General features: G+C 68.6%; 16 protein-coding genes and 3 pseudogenes. 4 read left to right on the forward strand and 15 right to left on the reverse strand.

Annotated features, from left to right (window positions below; genetic code table 11):
• Positions 1-177: 177 nt before the first annotated feature.
• Together FV560_RS02490 and FV560_RS02495 are read left to right on the forward strand one after the other, a co-directional pair.
• Positions 178-325, forward strand: a pseudogene (locus FV560_RS02490) (IS3 family transposase); the annotation flags it as partial.
• A gap of 17 nt (positions 326-342) precedes the next feature.
• Positions 343-663: pseudogene (locus FV560_RS02495) on the forward strand (transposase); the annotation flags it as partial.
• A 43-nt stretch (positions 664-706) separates the two neighbouring features.
• Here the strand turns inward: FV560_RS02495 and FV560_RS02500 are convergent.
• The 6 genes and pseudogenes from FV560_RS02500 to FV560_RS02520 all read right to left on the reverse strand — a co-directional run bounded on the left by FV560_RS02500 (position 707) and on the right by FV560_RS02520 (position 4,236).
• The gene (locus tag FV560_RS02500) at positions 707-1,693 is read right to left on the reverse strand and encodes a hypothetical protein (RefSeq protein ID WP_159618892.1); all 987 of its coding nucleotides are present in this window, start codon (positions 1,691-1,693) and stop codon (positions 707-709) included.
• Positions 1,694-1,894: 201 nt separating this feature from the next.
• Positions 1,895-2,494 carry a hypothetical protein gene (locus FV560_RS02505; protein ID WP_159618894.1) on the reverse strand — a complete coding sequence of 200 codons (600 nt, stop codon included), beginning with the start codon at positions 2,492-2,494 and terminating at the stop codon, positions 1,895-1,897.
• Positions 2,491-2,640 (reverse strand): PEP-utilizing enzyme, encoded by a 150-nt coding sequence (locus FV560_RS20475; protein WP_275401881.1) that lies wholly within the window; start codon positions 2,638-2,640, stop codon positions 2,491-2,493. The genes FV560_RS02505 and FV560_RS20475 overlap by 4 nt, the downstream gene beginning before the upstream one ends.
• Positions 2,641-2,677: 37 nt before the next feature.
• Positions 2,678-2,755, reverse strand: a pseudogene (locus FV560_RS20480) (PEP-utilizing enzyme); the annotation flags it as partial.
• 228 nt (positions 2,756-2,983) lie between these two features.
• On the reverse strand, positions 2,984-3,460 hold the full coding sequence (locus FV560_RS02515) for a nitroreductase/quinone reductase family protein (RefSeq protein WP_159618903.1): 477 nt from the start codon (positions 3,458-3,460) through the stop codon (positions 2,984-2,986).
• Complete coding sequence (locus FV560_RS02520) at positions 3,457-4,236, reverse strand: SDR family oxidoreductase (protein WP_159618905.1); 780 nt, start codon at positions 4,234-4,236, stop codon at positions 3,457-3,459. Before FV560_RS02520 ends, FV560_RS02515 begins: the two co-directional genes overlap by 4 nt.
• Before the next feature lie 144 nt (positions 4,237-4,380).
• On the opposite strand from FV560_RS02520, the gene FV560_RS02525 reads away from it, so the two are divergent.
• Together FV560_RS02525 and FV560_RS02530 are read left to right on the forward strand one after the other, a co-directional pair.
• Entirely contained in the window at positions 4,381-5,025 is a 645-nt protein-coding gene (locus FV560_RS02525; protein ID WP_159618907.1) for a TetR/AcrR family transcriptional regulator, read from the forward strand.
• 66 nt (positions 5,026-5,091) lie between these two features.
• A complete protein-coding gene (locus FV560_RS02530; protein ID WP_159618909.1) occupies positions 5,092-5,874 on the forward strand; it encodes a hypothetical protein in 783 nt (260 codons plus the stop codon).
• A gap of 45 nt (positions 5,875-5,919) precedes the next feature.
• On the opposite strand, the gene FV560_RS02535 is transcribed toward FV560_RS02530, so the two are convergent.
• The 9 genes from FV560_RS02535 to FV560_RS02575 all read right to left on the reverse strand — a co-directional run bounded on the left by FV560_RS02535 (position 5,920) and on the right by FV560_RS02575 (position 15,347).
• Positions 5,920-7,440, reverse strand: a complete 1,521-nt coding sequence (locus tag FV560_RS02535) for an MFS transporter (protein ID WP_159618911.1) — start codon at positions 7,438-7,440, stop codon at positions 5,920-5,922.
• A gap of 101 nt (positions 7,441-7,541) precedes the next feature.
• Entirely contained in the window at positions 7,542-8,234 is a 693-nt protein-coding gene (locus FV560_RS02540; protein ID WP_159618913.1) for a GntR family transcriptional regulator, read from the reverse strand.
• Between the two features lie 7 nt (positions 8,235-8,241).
• Positions 8,242-10,056 (reverse strand): arginine--tRNA ligase, encoded by a 1,815-nt coding sequence (argS, locus tag FV560_RS02545; RefSeq protein ID WP_235019875.1) that lies wholly within the window; start codon positions 10,054-10,056, stop codon positions 8,242-8,244.
• 138 nt (positions 10,057-10,194) lie between these two features.
• A complete protein-coding gene (locus tag FV560_RS02550; protein WP_159618917.1) occupies positions 10,195-10,524 on the reverse strand; it encodes a DUF5615 family PIN-like protein in 330 nt (109 codons plus the stop codon).
• Positions 10,524-10,748: a DUF433 domain-containing protein gene (locus FV560_RS02555; RefSeq protein ID WP_159618919.1), complete on the reverse strand. Its 225-nt coding sequence runs from the start codon at positions 10,746-10,748 to the stop codon at positions 10,524-10,526. The genes FV560_RS02550 and FV560_RS02555 overlap by 1 nt, the downstream gene beginning before the upstream one ends.
• A 50-nt stretch (positions 10,749-10,798) precedes the next feature.
• The gene (locus FV560_RS02560) at positions 10,799-12,274 is read right to left on the reverse strand and encodes a xylulokinase (RefSeq protein ID WP_159618921.1); all 1,476 of its coding nucleotides are present in this window, start codon (positions 12,272-12,274) and stop codon (positions 10,799-10,801) included.
• Positions 12,275-12,422: 148 nt separating this feature from the next.
• Complete coding sequence (locus FV560_RS02565) at positions 12,423-13,463, reverse strand: NAD(P)H-dependent glycerol-3-phosphate dehydrogenase (RefSeq protein WP_159618923.1); 1,041 nt, start codon at positions 13,461-13,463, stop codon at positions 12,423-12,425.
• Complete coding sequence (locus FV560_RS02570; protein ID WP_159618925.1) at positions 13,463-14,497, reverse strand: zinc-dependent alcohol dehydrogenase; 1,035 nt, start codon at positions 14,495-14,497, stop codon at positions 13,463-13,465. The genes FV560_RS02565 and FV560_RS02570 overlap by 1 nt, the downstream gene beginning before the upstream one ends.
• A 37-nt stretch (positions 14,498-14,534) precedes the next feature.
• Complete coding sequence (locus tag FV560_RS02575) at positions 14,535-15,347, reverse strand: DeoR/GlpR family DNA-binding transcription regulator (protein WP_159618927.1); 813 nt, start codon at positions 15,345-15,347, stop codon at positions 14,535-14,537.
• Positions 15,348-15,400: the final 53 nt, after the last annotated feature.

Here is a 15,400-nt window from a genome sequence, read left to right on the forward strand (position 1 = left end):
CCGGAGCTCGGGGGTAGCGAACGTTGACGGACGGTGACCCGTGTCTGCTCTCCGATGTCCCGGAGCGTGATCGTCGTGCGAATACCCGTGTCCGGTTCGTCGAAAACTATCTCGTGCGGCGCGGGCGAGACGTCGGTTGAGGAATCGGAGCCGATGCGGGGAGCCATCCGGTGCCTGATGGCGCGCACGTTGCGGGCGGAACTGGGCACGTCCCAGGGCACGGTCGAGCGGGTCGCTGACCAGCTGGGCTATGGGGCGGAGTCGGTGCGTAACTGGGTCAAGCAGGCCGACATCGACGATGGCCAAGTGCCGGGCGTGAGCACTGAAGGGTCGACGCGGGTGAGGGCCCTGGCCGCCTACCGCGAGGAGGACAGGCGCCGGGGCCGCGAGCTGATGGCCAAGCTCATCAGCTCGATCAGCCACGGCGTGCCGAAGGCCCTGAGCGAGATCATCACAGTCGGGCGAACACTCAATAGGCGAGCCACCGACGTGCTGGCCTACTTCGACAGGCCCGGCACCAGCAACGGACCGCCCGAGGCCATCAACGGCAGGCTCGAGCATCTGCGCGGCTCCGCGCTCGGGTTCCGCAACCTGACCAACTACATCGCCAGATCGCTGCTCGAGACCGGCGGGTTCAGGCCACAACTACACCCTCAACTGTGAAGAGCCGGTTTGAGCAGGTCGGTGTGCATTGCTGACTTTGGGGCTATCGCGGGTCGTCCTCAAGTGCACGGATCAGGGGTACGACGAAGTCGGCGAGTGCTCGCTCTTGTTTGCGAGGATCGGTCGAACCGAGTAGGGACCACAACGGTATGGTGATGTCGATGACGTCCCGGCCAGTGGATGTGGTGTTGTTCGCGACCGCGACAGCAGGACCGAAGCCGCCGCCAATCTCCCGAAGTTGCTGCAGCCGGAGCGGTCCCGTGTCAGGAACCCGGACCAGGAGCGTCGTCCCGCGTTGATGTAAGGGAGAGACGTAGACCGACGCCTCGTCGCTGTCGACTTGCTGCAGGTACAACTCGCACCGGCGTCCGGTCCGCACCGACCAGGCCTCTCGAACAGCGCTGCGGGTAGAGGCCCAAAGTTTGGCGAAGTTGGCCTGGTTGACCAGCCCGGCGCTTCCCGGATCATCTGGGAGCAGGTCGCCAATGTGAGGCACAGGCGGGGTGAACCCGATCTGGTCGAAGCCCTCCCGGAGCCAGTGGGTCAACTCATGGCTGCCAGTGAGTAGCGGAGGGTAGAGGGCGCGCCACAGGAAATGGCCGCCGGTGGCGGGTGCAAGATACTTCGGGTGGCCTGTGATCCGGTGGTCCAGGTTGATCGGTGAGCTGCGGGTGAGCGTGACAGCGTCGATTCCTGGCAGTTCCAGGTACCTCTCGAGTTGGCCTTGACTGACGCCCTCGCTGTCGGTGTGGAGTGTCTCGGACGCGTCGAGTTTGTGCTCGCACAGTACGCGGCGCCCGTCTTCGAGAGTGAGCATCATGTCCGGCCGAGCCCGCTCGACGTCGAACCTCACTTGCGTCGAGACAGCAGTGATGGTGGCAGAACCCTCGCCGCAGTTCTCGCCCCCGAACACCACGCTGGCGTAGGCGCTCCGGAAGCCCTCATCCGCCTGGAGGGCGGCCCCCAGGAAGGCGGTGAGGTGGTCTTCTCGCAGCTGTGTCAGTGCCCGAGTCTGCAAGAACAGGTTCACGACGGCACTGTACTCAGGAATCCAGGAGACGCGGGCCGGACGCAGCGCAGTGGAAGCGGAGTCGATTCTCGGAGAACCACGGTAGCCGGCTCGCGAGCTCCGAGGTCCTGAGTGGCTCTCTCGCTGATCGCGGGGGAGTGCTGCGGGATCGTTCGACGTGCCCGCTCGGAGTGTGCGTCGTCGGAGACCACGACAGCCGCGTCAGCGGGAACGGCCGAGTGTGGCGAGGAGGTCTTCGTGGAGTTCGAACCAGATTCGGTGTGCGGACTCGCGGTCGGTCGCTGTCACCCAGGAAGGATCGGTGCGGGCACGATCGAGCGCGGCACTGAATCGGTCGTAATAGCCATCGAACCGCGGCAGGCGGCGCACGAGTTGCTCTTCGAGCGTGGCCCACGCTTGGCCGGCATTGGCGAGTTCCTCGACGGTCTCGGCGAGGCTGATGGTCTGCTCACGGATACCCAATTCGGCCAGTTGCCAACGGGTGCAGGCGTTGGTGACCTTCCAGTTGAGCGATTCGACCGCGGTCATCACCGCTTCCACCTCGACACGGGCACCCGCACGGTCCAACTCCTCAGCCAGAAGTACCTCACCGAGTGTCTTGCCGGCTTCGGTGAGCGACCATCCGCCGTCGCCGGTGAACTGGCTCCAGACCACCTGCCCGGCCGCCTGGGCATCGAGCAGGACTTCATCGACCTGGGCGGGCGGGATGCCCGCCCGCTTGCTCACGGCAGCGCCTCCGGCATAGCCGAGGATCCGCACCGTGTGGAGGACCTGCAGCCGCACATCGTTCGGTGATGTCATCGGTTCTCCGATCCGGTGATGGTTCCGGCGGTGCCGTCGACCTTGACGAGCGCGTCGTCGGGCATGCCCATGGCGGAGGTGACCTCGGTGATAGCGGGGATGCCCAGCTCGCGGGCAATGATCGCCGCATGCGAGAGCACCTCCACCGCGCGAGGTCACGACCGCGGCTGCTCGGGCGAGCAACGGCGTCCATGCCGGTGACGTGGCCCGGCACACCAGCACCTCACCTGGTGCGAACCGAGAGAAGTCGTCGAGACCCATCGATGATGCGCAGGCGCCCGTGTGCGGTACCCGGGTTCGCCGGCGTGCCGGACGCGAGGCTCACCGCAGGCGTCATCGCCGGGCTTGGGGCCGCCGCGGGTGCACGGTCGGTGGCCTTCCCCGCCTCGCCCACTCCCGCCTGCGGACCGCACTGCTGGTCCAGGGAGGCTCGCTTGTTCTGCGCGCTACCTGCTTACGCCCACTCCGGTGAATGAGGGCAGTCCGCGATCACGGCCGATGGCCGAAGGTGATGCGTATCAGCCGGCTGTCGGCCCAGTCTTCGAGCCGAGTCGGCCGGATGGTGCCGGGGTCGTGGGGCTGATTGAGGTCCGCGACGATCTCCGCCAGTACCGCCTGACGTTCAGCTGGGTCGGTGACTGGCGTGGCCCGTGCAGGCAGATCTGCACGGATCCCGTTCTTGAGGTGGAAGGTGAAGTGGGGATTGGCGAGAAGGTTCGCATGCCAGTCGGTTGCGGCCCCGCCGGCGCCGCTGCACAGGTAGGTTGCGCCCGCGGCTCGGTAGAAGAAGATCTCGATGCGGCGCGGTCGGCCGGTGCGGCGTCCCAGCGTGGTGATGTCGATGATCCGTTCGCTGGTGCCTGCGGCGGGGGTGATTTCGATGGCTCGCCGGATGTGATCGGGCAGGTGCGACAAGGACGCCTCCCGTGCGGAGTCGTTCGACCCGGTCGTGTGTGGAGTGCTCATGCGGTCTCGGTCTGGAGGGCGGGGCCGAGGAGGAGTCCACCGTCGATGACGTACTCCGAACCGGTGATGAACGAAGCCTCTGATGAGGTGAGGAACAACAGGAGCCGGGTGACGTCGGTCGGCTCCCCGAGGCGGGGGATGGCGAACGGCTCGGGTGAGTAGAAGTCGGCGATGGCCGCGGTGGCGCCGGCTGCTGGTTCTTGGATGAAGGGGGTCGCGATCACGCCGGGGTGGATGGTGTTCACGCGGATGTGGTCGCGGCCGAGTTCGAGTGCTGCCGTGTGGGTGAGGCCTCGCAAGGCCCACTTGCTGGCGACGTACGGCGCGTAGTGTGCCGTGCCGCCCAGGCCCATCGTCGAGGCGATGTTGACGATGGATCCCCCTGTCGCGCGGCGCAGAGCGGGGGCGGCGACCTTGATACCGAGGAAGGTCCCGGTGAGGTTGACGTCGAGGATGCGCGACCACGTGACCTGGTCCGTGTTCTCGATCGTTGCAGGCGGGTTCTGCACGCCCGCGTTGTTGACGAGCACATTCAGGGCGCCGAAGGCGCTCTCGGCGGCTCGCACAGCGGCCGACCATGAGCTCTCGTCGGTGACGTCGAGGTGGGTGAAGCGAGCGCGGATCCCGAGCTCGTCGGCGAGAGCGGCGCCGCGTTCGGCGTCGATGCCGCCGATGACCACGTTCGCTCCCTCCGCGTGGTAGGCGTGTACGTGGCTCGATCCCTGGCCGCCGGTCCCACCGGTCACGAGCACGGTCTGGTTGTCGAAGCGGGGCATCAGATGTTCCTTCGGTACGTGGGTGACTGACCGGGATCACCAGTGATGAACGGCGGCCAGTGGTGAGCCAAACGACTCACCATCGCCTCGACACTAGGTCGGCGACAGTGGTGAGTCAAGCCACTCACCTCGTATGCTCGGAGCATGAGTAGGGTCGTGACGACGTACCACCTGCGCATTGCCCAGGAGAAGCGCGCGCTGATCGTGACAGCCGCGACCGCACTGTTCCTTGAGTTGGGCTACGACCGGACGTCGTTGGCGCGGATCGCGGAGCGCTCGGGCGTTTCGCGGGCCACCTTGTTCAAGCAGTTTCCGAACAAGGCTGCCCTGTTCGACGCCATCGTCACCGAGTCCTGGTCGACCGCTGACGAAGAGGATCCTCCGCCGGCAGGCAACATCGTCGACGGGCTCAGCACTATCGGTCGCCGTTATGCCGAGCTGTTGAGCCAGCCCCGGATGACCGACTTGTTCCGGATCGTCATCGCGGAACTGCCGCGGTTCCCCGAGCTGGCCGATGCGCAGTTCTCGCGCGGGAAGATGCCCTACTTCGAGTCCGTACGCGGCTACCTCCTCGCCGAGCACGAGGCGGGAACGGTGCGGGTCGAAGACGTGGACCTCGCCGCCACCCAGTTCCTGGGCATGATCTCCAACTACGTCTTCTGGCCGACACTCCTCGTGCCGGGCTGGGAGGTGAGCACCGACCGTGTCGCTCAAGTGGTCGACGAGGCCGTCCGCACCACCACCGCCCGGTACGCCGCGACTGGACCAGAGCCGTCGACCAACGACTGAGTCCGGCCGACCGCGATTGAGTCCCTTCGCCACAAGGAGATGCACGGACGGCTGTACGTTGTCGTGATGCGAAAGAGTCGCGTGACGGGGGCGTCGAGCATGGCAGACGTCGATGGACTCGGTCGAGGGTGGAAAGCGGTGATCGTGCCGCTGAGCATCGCGGTCTTCATGGCGGCGTGCGGGAACACTGCGGGGACGGCGTCCGGAGACGCTTCGGGGTCGGAGTCCTCTGCGGATACCGGCGCTGCGGGGACGGTCTCCGACGGCGACAGCGACGGTGCGGAGGTACCTCCGCGCTGGACTGGCGACGATGCCCTGGAGGGCACGGTCTCGTTCGCTGACGGGCCTGCGTTGGCTGCGGCGAGCGACGTGACCTTCCGCAACGATCTGGCCGAGGTGTGGGACTGGGAGCTTGTGGGTGCCCCAGACTCGACGACGACCGGCGCATCGCCTGCTGTCACACTGGAGATGGTGAACACCGGCAACGGCTGTCGGGTTCTCGATGAACGGACTCCGTACGAAGGTGCGGGAATCGACGACGGCGCGGCATCAACAGCTCTGGTCGAGGACAGTCTCTCGGGCGCAGAGATCGTCGCCGGGCCGGCCCAGGGTCTGCTCGGCCTCGGCGAGGGACTGGGCGAGGACGGTCCGACCTACACCGTCGCGCAGGCGCTTGGCCGGAATGAAGATCGCCGTTGGCTGCTTGTGACCGCCCGCGTGTTCGGCGCGCTGAGCGTCCAGCAAGTGCTCACCGTGAGTTGCGCGTCTGGTGGAGGCGTTGACCGAACTCATGGCCAACTCGTCCAGGTCGCGTACGCGACCTTGCGGGGCCTTCAGCAGTATCCATGACCTGCCGACCTGACGGTTCCTGAAACACACCTCGGTGCCGGAAGCTCATGAGGCAGTCCCCGCCTGCCGGCGCCCGGCCAGAATCAACCCCACGAATGCAGCCGCCGCAGCAAGCATCAGGACCCCATTGCCGGCGAGCACGAGCGTCCACCCATGCCCGAACCCGTCCACAGCCACCGACTCGCTGATCGCGGCGACGTCACCGGTAGCGAGACTGTCCGCCGTCCGGGGGCCCACCCGTGAGGCGATCGCGACCACCAACCCCGCACCGAAGAGAGCGAGCACGATCGAGGTGGCCCCCGAGCGCACGGTGTTCAGCAGACCTGCCGCCATTCCGATACGGTCACTGTCCACACGCGACATCAGCTGGGCGTCACTGAGGGCCGTCAGCGAGCCGATCGCGAAGCCGAGCGCCGCCGTCGGGATGAGGGCCACCCACACCTCTCCGACCGTGGCCAGCAGGCCAAAGGCGAGGTACGCCGTCGCCGCGAGAGTAAGGCAGCCAGCGGCGATCTTCGGGGCGGAACCACCGCGATTCACCCAGCGGGAGACGATCATCGGCACGATGAACAGCGGAATCGTGAACGCGAGCATCCACGTGCCGGCCGCGGCCGCGTTCAGGCCGTGCACCACGAGCAGGTAGGTCGGCAGATACACGGTGAAACCGGACATCCCGGCCGCAGCCATCACGGCGCTGATCAGCCATGCCGAGGCGATCCGGTCGCTCAGCAGGCTCAGCTCCAGCAGCGGTGCCGAGACCCGCAGCGCGCGGATGATGAAGAGCGTCAAGATCAGCGCCGCACCCACCAGCTGACCGCCACCCACGGGAGCGTTGCCCGAGGTCATCGAGGAGATCCCGAGCAGCAGCAGGCTCAGGCCCACGATCAGCATCCCCGCGCCGATCAAGTCGAACGGTCGCGGCTTCTCGGCGCGCGACTCCTTGATGAAGAACGTGCTCGCCACCATCAGCAGTGACGCGGCCGCGAGCACACCGAATGTGCCGCGCCACCCGACGGCGCCCACGATCCACCCGGCAGCCGAGGGCCCGATGGCCATCCCGATCCCGCCGGCCGCACCGCACAGCGCGAACGCCTTCACCCGGTCCGATCCGGTGAAGGAGGTCGTCAGCACCGCCGCACCGCAGGCCATCAGACCAGCCGAACCCACACCTGCACTGATCCGGGCAGCGTTGAGCACCACGATGGTGGGCGCGATCGCCGAGATCGCGATCCCGGCGGTGTAGACGCTCGCGGCCACGCGCAGCACGAGCCGCCGGCCGAACCGGTCCCCGAGTGCACCGGCGATCAGCACCAGGCACGTGGTGGCGAGCAGATACCCGGTCACGAACCACTGCATCGCCGCGGGACCGGCCTGCAGCTCGGCCGAGATCGCCGGCAGTGAGATCGCGGTTCCCGACATGGTCAGGGTGCCCACGACATACCCGGACAGCACGCAGAACAACGCTGCCCACTGACGAGCCGTCCACCGGGTCGCCGACCCGGGCCGGGAGGGGCGTCGCCGCAGCGCGAACCGGCGTCGCGGGGCGTGGTGGACCGAAGGTGTCACGGATCCCCAGCGTACCGCTGGCCGAGGGCGGGCGTCGATGTGCCGATCCTCACCTAGCGCCGTGCCGTCCGTTCGCCGCGGACGGCAGCGGCAGTCCCCGCTCAGTCCCCGCGAGTGCGCGCATCCCGCAGCGTCCGCTCGCGCACCCCCGCCAGGTGCTCAGTCATGGCCGCCAGCGCCGCCTCCCGGTCACCGGACTCGATCGCGTGCAGTACCGCCTCATGTTCGGCGATCGCCAGATCGGCGTCGCTGTGCCGCTGCTCGACGAACTGCCGCAGCCGTTCGCCGTGGATGCCGATGTGCCCGGCCATCTGCTGCAGGTACCGGTTCCCGGTCGCCGTCAGGATCGCATCATGGAAGGCCCGGTCCGCGGCCAGGTAGGCACGCAGGCGCGTCACCTCGCCTGCGCCCTCGGTGAGTTCGTCCGCCTGACGGCGTTGCTCACCCACGTGCACGGCCAGCGCCTCCGGCAGGTCCCGCCAGGCCTCGTCCGGGACCGCCCGCAGCGCCCCCAGCTCCAGCAGCAGCCGTGCATCGAACAACTCGTCGATGGCGCCGGCATCGAGTGGCGGAGCCACCTTGTACCCGCGCAGCGCGCTGCGCATCACCAGCCCGGTCGACTCCAGCTGCACCAGCGCCTCCCGCACCGGGGTGGGGGAGACGTCCAGCCGACTCGCGAGCGCATCGATGCCGAGCTGCGTGCCCGGCGCCCACTCCCCGGCCACGAGCAGCTCGAGCAGCGCGTCGTAGACCTCGTCGCGCAGTGCCCGCCGCGCGGCCCGCTGGTCAGCCATCCTCAGCTCACATCCGCTCCGGCGCCGCGATCCCCAGCAGGTCCAGGCCCTGGGCCAGGGTGCGCCGGGTCAGGTCCACCAGCGCCAGCCGCCGCTCGCGCACCGATCCTTCCGAGGCGAGCACCGGGCAGGCCTCGTAGAAATCAGTGAACGCCCGCGCCAGCTCGTACAGATAGGTCGTCAGCCGGTGCGGCTCCAAGTCCTCCGCCACCGCGGCGAGCACGTCTCCCAGACCGTCGATCGCCAGCACCAGCGCCCGCTCGGCCGGCTCCAGGGCGACGTCGGAGATCGCGGAAGGGACGCCGTCGGGGATCTTGACACCCTGTGAGGCGGCCCGGCGCAGGATCGAGACCATCCGGGTGTGCGCGTACTGCAGGTACACCCCGGTGTTGCCGTTGAAGGCGGTCATCCGCTCCGGGTCGAAGACGTAATCCTTCGTGCGCGAACCGGACAGGTCCGCGTACTTGACCGCCCCGATCCCGGCCTGCTCGGCGATCTCGGTCAGCGCCGCCTCGTCCAGCTCGCTGCCCTTGGCCTCGGCGCCCTCACGCACCACCGTCGCGGCGGCGTCGACGGCCATGTCGAGCAGGTCCATCAGCCGCACGGTCTCCCCGGAGCGGGTCTTGAACGGTTTGCCGTCCGGGCCGAGGATCGAGCCGAAGGAGATGTGGCGGGCGTCCACCTCCTCGGTGAGCCAGCCGGCGCGGCGGCCCGCCTCGAACAGCAGCCGGAAATGCAGCGTCTGCCGGGCGTCGACCAGGTAGAGGATCCGGTCCGCCTCGAGTTCGCTGATGCGGTACTTGAGCGTGGCCAGATCAGTGGTGTCGTAGCCGTACCCACCGTCGCGCTTGCGCACCATCAGTGCCGCCGGCTGATCGTCGGGGCCCTTCACGTCCTCGGAGAGCACCACGAGTGCGCCGTCGGAGGTGACCGCGATGCCGGCCTGCTCCAGTTCGGCCGCCACGGCGTCCAGTTGGTCGTTGTAGGAGGACTCGCCGCGGGAGTCCTCCGCCCGCAGCAGGATCCCGAGCCGGGCGTAGACCTGGTCGAAGTAGTACTGGGATTCGGCCACGATCTCGCGCCAGACCGCCAGCGTCTCGGAGTCCCCGGCCTGCAGTGCCACCACGCGGGCGCGTGCCCGGTCAGCGAAAGCCTCATCGGCGTCGAAGGTCTTACGGGCGGCCTTGTACAGCGAGTCCAGGGCGGAGACGGTGGTGGCATCAGCAACCTCAGCCAGATCGCTGTGCCGCCACAGCTGCTCCGGGTGCTCGGTGATGTACTGGATCAGCATCCCGAACTGGGTACCCCAGTCACCCAGGTGGTTCTGCTTGATCACCTCGGAGCCGAGGAAGCTCAGCACCCGGGTGAGTGCGTCGCCGATCACGGTGGAGCGGATGTGCCCCACGTGCATCTCCTTGGCGATGTTCGGCCCGGAGTAGTCGATCACCGTCCGCACGCCCGCCTGCGTGGCCGGCACCCCGAGGCGTGCGGAGGTGCGCCGCGCCTCCACCTGGTTCCAGAGCGTCTCATCCGAGATCGTCAGGTTCAGAAAACCCGGTCCGGAGATTTCCACCTTCCCGACGGCGGAGCCTGCCGTGATCTGTTCGCTCACCTTGGTGCCCACCTCGCGCGGGTTCGCCCCGACCTTCTTCGCCAGCGCCAGGGCGGCATTGGCCTGCAAGTCGGCGTGGTCGCTCGGGCGGATCAGCGGGTCGGCACCGGCCTGCTCGGGGTAGGCGGCCGAGATGGCCGCGCCCACGGCGTCGGTGAGCTGCTGGGAGAGCGAGGGGACGGCGTCGGGGGCGGGGGAGATCTCAGACACGCCCGCCATCATCCCACTCGAGCACGCGAGCGCAGAATCTTATTGACACAATCGACACCGATGCGTTGGCGTGCGCACCCGGCTGCCCCGCACTGGCGCACCGGTGTCGGTTCGCCTCAGGTGAGGCGTGTGCGACCCTCAGCGGAGCTCGATCAAGCGTTGCCCGTCACACACCAGCCGCACGATCTCGTCGACCAGCGGCTCAAACCACGCGAGGAGCGTCCGTCGGCGTGTGTTCCCGACCCTGATCCACAGGACGACCGGCGCCCGATCGGACAGGAGGACCATGGTGGAGAAGTCCTCGTCCTTGGTGACAAGAACGGCGCCGTGCTCCAACGCGTATGCCCATAGTTCATGATCGGTAGCATCGCCGCGCATGATGTCGGTGACGTGCTCTGCGAGATGGCCACGTGCAGTCAGGACGCGCGCCAGTGCGGGTGGTAGCTGCGCATCGACCAGGAAACGCACTACGAGGCGTTGAGCACGGTGTGGTCCGCCTGAGTCGCGGCGTACTCGAGGCAGGCTTGGACGTCTTCCGGGGTGAGATAGGGGTAGTCCGCGAGCAGCTCCTCGGCGGTGGCGCCAGCTGCCAGCAACGACAGCACATCAGCGACGCGCATCCGGGTACCGCGCACCACCGGGCGCCCGTGCGCCACGGCGGGATCGATGCTGATGCGCTCTAGCGAAGGCATACGCCCAGAATAGGCGATACCGAACCGGCGGGCACTCCTGCGCCACCAGCTCAGCTGCGGAACCACTCCTTCAACGCCGGATACAACTGGGCGTAAGACCGCGCGGCGGGCGCATAGACTGCCACCAGCTCCGGGTTCGGCTCCACCCGCCGCTCCACGCCAGCCATCGCCTCGGCCGCCGCAGCCACCCCACCGGGAACGAGACCCACAGCGCTCGTGGCCAGGATCGCCGCCCCGAGCGCGGTGGCCTCGGTGGTGGCGCTGATCGCCAGTGGCCGGTTCAGCACCGAGGCGAGGATCTCGATCCACGCACTCGACGCCGACCCGCCGCCGAGCACCACGATCTCCTCCACCCGGCCGGCCGGGACCTCCAGTCGGTCCAGCAGCACCTTCGTCTCGAACGCCAGCCCTTCCAGCACTGCCCGGTAGAACTCGCCGGCGTCGTGGCTCTCGGTGAACCCGGCGAAGGTGCCGCGCGCCTGGTCGTCCCAGAACGGGGTGGCCGAGCCGCTCAGGTAGGGCAGGTAGCGCAGGCCACCGGCACCCGGAGCGGTCGAGTCCAGCAGTTTCTCCAACCCGGCCGGATCCTCGGGGATCGCTCCGGCGAATGCCTTCCGGAACCACGCCACCGAGAGGGCGCCGGAGTTGATGAACCCCTCGATGGTCACGCCCTCACCGAGCGGCGAGCCGAGCAGCCGGTAGTCCCAGCTCGCGTCCGCCCCCTCGGCGGCGTGCACCCCCAGCGTGATCGACGTGCCCAGGCTCAGGTAGGCCAGTCCCTTGCGGGAAACCCCGGCCCCCAGCCCGCCGCTCTGCCCGTCCCCGGCACCGGCCACCACCGGCAGGCCCTCCGGCAACCCGGTCAGCTGCGCCACCTGGGCCGTCAGGTGCCCGACCACCCCACCGGGCGGCACGAGCGCCGGCATCTGCTCCCGCCGCAGCCCCACCCGGGCGAGCAGCTCGTCCGACCAGTCGTTGCTGGCCATATCCACCAGGCCCATCGGGTCCGCGGACGCCGTGGATGTCGCGAGGATCCCGGTCAACCGATGGCTCAGGAAGGCGTGCACATCGGCCACGTGCTGCGCCGCGTCCAGAGTCTGCGGCTCGTGGTCGGCGAGCCAACCGAGCTTGTAGAAACTGGGCGTCGTCGAGGGCGGCTTGCCGGAGATGCGGTGCGCGGTGTCGTCGCCGAGCCGTTCGACCTGTGCACCGGCGCGTGCATCGAGCCAGAGCATCGCCGGCCGCAGCGGCTGCAACTGCGCGTCCAGGCAGACGAAGGACTCCCGCTGATGCGTGATCCCGATCGCGCGGACGGTGTGCCCGGCCGTTGCCAGTTCGTTCGCAGCCCGGGTGAGCACGTCCAGCGTGGAGGCCCACCACTCCTCGGCGTCCTGCTCGTGCCAGGTTGGTTCGGGCGAGTGGCGCTCGATCGAGGCGCGGGCGAGTGCGTGCACCTCACCGTCGGGTCCGAAGGCCACGGCCTTCGTGCCCGTGGTGGAGGCGTCGATCCCGATCACCACGTCCATGTGCTGCAACTCCTTCGTTGGATTTCCGACGGCGTCCCTCGCCTGATCACGCACTCGCGCCTGACCGAGTGCGGCCCATTGTGGCCACATCTCGCAGTATGAGCGACATCAGCAGTACTCGCGGATGGGGCTAGGTGGTGGGGCTTGGCTAGAGGGCCTGTCGGATCACGCTGAGCGGGTCGGCGGCACCGTCCAGGATTGACCTGATGGCGGCCAGCAGTGTGAGCCGGTCGGCGATGCTCGCGAGTTGGGTGGTCACCAACGTCTCGGCGAGCCCGCTCGCGGCCACTCCCTCGACCGTCTGGCCGGCCTCGCGCATGTGCTCCAAGGCCTCGGCCGCGGTCTCGCCTGCACCGATCCGGGCGCCGTAGACCTTGTTCCGGCCCGACAACCCCGTGACCTCGAGATCACCGACACCGGGGAGCCCGAAGGCCGTCTCCACCCGGCCACCGAGCGCCTCGGCCACCAGCCCCATCTCCTGGGACGCCTTTGCGAAGATCGCGGACTTGAAGTTGTGCCACGGCTCGCCGGTGGACTGCTCCAGCCCGTCGGCGAAGCCGAGCGCGATCGCGTACACGTTCTTCAGCGGAGCGCACACCTCCAGCCCGGCTTCGTCGTCACTCACGCTGGGCTGGTAATCCGGGGTGCGCATCAGGTCGGCAAGCGCGGTGGCTGCCCGCCCGTCGTCGGTGGAGGCGAAGGCGGTGGCGGTGAACCGGCCTGCAGCCACCTCGTTGGCCTTGCACGGGCCGCCGATCGCGACGATCACGGCGCCGGGATCCTCGATCGCCTCGCGGACGGCCTCGGGCATCAGGTCGATGGAGCCGTCCGTGCGCTGGTGGAAGCCCTTGCTCACCAGGCCGAGCACGGGTCGGTGGGCCGGGTCGGCCGAGCGGGTCAGGTGCGGCGCTGCACGGCGACTCACCTCCAGCACCCCCACCGAGGCGACCGCCACGATCACCGCATCCGCGCCCGCCAGGGCATCGGCGATCCGGTCGCTCGTGAACACCTCGGTACCCCCGGCCAGGGGGACCTTCGTGCCGGGGTGAGGTCCGCCGTCGGCGAACTCCTCCAGGAAGTGATCGTCCAGCCAGGTGCCCCACAAGGCCACCTCGTGACCGTTCGCGCGCAGGGGAGTGGCCAGGGCCGAACCCATGGCACCGGCACCGAGGATTGTCACGCGCGCCATCAGGGCACCAGCGCAAACTTCGAGCCACGGCCGGCGGCCATGTCTTCCAGACTGTCCACGAGTGCCTCCAGCGGGCGGGTCTCGGTGATCAGGGACATCCCGTCCACCCGCCCGGTGGCCAGCAGCTTCACCGCAGTGGCCACATATCGTGGCTGGTGGTGGAAGACGCCCTTCATAGTGAGCTCCTCGTAATGCACCCGCGAGGTGTCCACGCTCATCAGGGCCCCCTTCGGGGTGCCGCCGAACCAGACGGCGGTCCCTCCCGGGCGCACCGTGTCCAGCGTCTGCTCCCACACCGGGGGCAGGCCGACGGCCTCGATACCCACGTCCGCTCCCCGCTCACCGGGGGTGTGGGCACGGATGGCGTCCAGGCGAGCGTCGTCGTCGAGGTCGGTGATGTTCACCGTGTGCTCGGCGCCGGCGGTGACCGCCTGCTCCAGGCGCCAGGCGCTCTGGTCCACGCTGATCACGTGAGCGCCACGCAGGGTGGCCAGGCGCACGAACATCAGCCCGATCGGGCCGGCGCCGTGCACCACCACAGAATCGCCGAGCCGGATGCCGGACTCGTCCATCCCGTGCACGACGGTGGCGAGCGGCTCCAGCGGGGCGGCGGCCTCGAACGGCAGGGTATCGGGGATCTCGTAGGTGTTGCGCGCCACGATCGGGGCGGGCACCACGATCTCCTCGGCGAAGGCGCCGTTGAGGAAGACGAGGTTCTCGCACAGGCTCTCCCGGCCGATGGTGCACGCCCAGCAGTACCCGCACGGGGCAGTGTTCGCGGCGACCACGCGCATCCCGGGGGTGAACTTCTCCACGCCGGCACCCACCTCGGTGACCACACCGGCGAACTCGTGCCCGAACCGGGCCGGGAGGGTCGGGAACAGCTTCGGGTGCCCGCGGCGGTAGGACTTCAGATCGGTGCCGCAGGTCGCGGCGGCGCGCACCTCGACGGCGATCTCTCCCGGGCCGGGCTTCTCACGTTCGATCTCCTCGATCGCGAGCTGGCCGGGGCCGCGGAAGATCGCGGCCCTCATGACGCTGATCCGTTCGGCTGGGGACCTCGGGTCATGGTCAACTCTCCTGTTCCTCGGTGACTTCGGCGACGATGACGGTCTCGACGTGCTCGCGCAGACGGCGCAGGTCCGCAGGATCGATGCCGTCGTCGACGACGACAGCGTCCATCTCGGACAGGCCGGCCTGGCGGTGCAGAGCACGCCGGGAGAACTTGGTGTGGTCGACCAGCAGCACCGAACGCGCGGCCTGGTCGATGAGGGAGCGCTTGACCTGCAGCGGCCCCTCCTCGGGGTGGAAGACCGCGCCCTGCCCGACGGCGGTGGCCGAGAGGAAGAAGACGTCGATCTGGATCGAACGGATCGCCTCGTGCGTGCTCGATCCCTGGAAGGACTGGAAGCCGGGGGAGAACGTGCCGCCCAGCCCGAACATGGTGGCGTGCCCGGTGGCGGCGACCTGCTCGATCACGGGGAGGAAGTTCGAGACGATCGTCAGCTCATCCCGTGCGGCGAGGCCGTCCACCAGTGCGAGGGCGCTCGTGGAGTCGTCGAGTGCGACCACCCGGGTGAGGTGGTCGGCGTCCAACTCCTCGAGCCAGGCGAGGGCGGCGTCGGCCATGGCGCGCTTCTGCGGCAGCATGTGATGCCGGCGGAGCCCCACGTTACGTTCCACCTCCTCGATCGGGGTGGCCTTGGCACCGGAACGCACCTTGGAGACCACCCCCCGAGCGTCGAGCTCGTCCAGGTCCCGGTGGATGGTCATCGGGGTGACGCCGAAGTGCTCGGCAAGCTCGTCGATGCGGATGAACCCCTTGGCCGAGACGATCTCCGAGATCTCGCTGCGTCGTTCCTGCGCGGCCTGGCGCCGTCTCATGCTGCCTCCTCGCGATCACATGTCGTCATCGGCCTAGTGTGACCTGTGCAGGA

This window comes from Ruania rhizosphaerae (assembly GCF_009805705.1).
GTDB lineage: Bacteria > Actinomycetota > Actinomycetes > Actinomycetales > Beutenbergiaceae > Ruania > Ruania rhizosphaerae.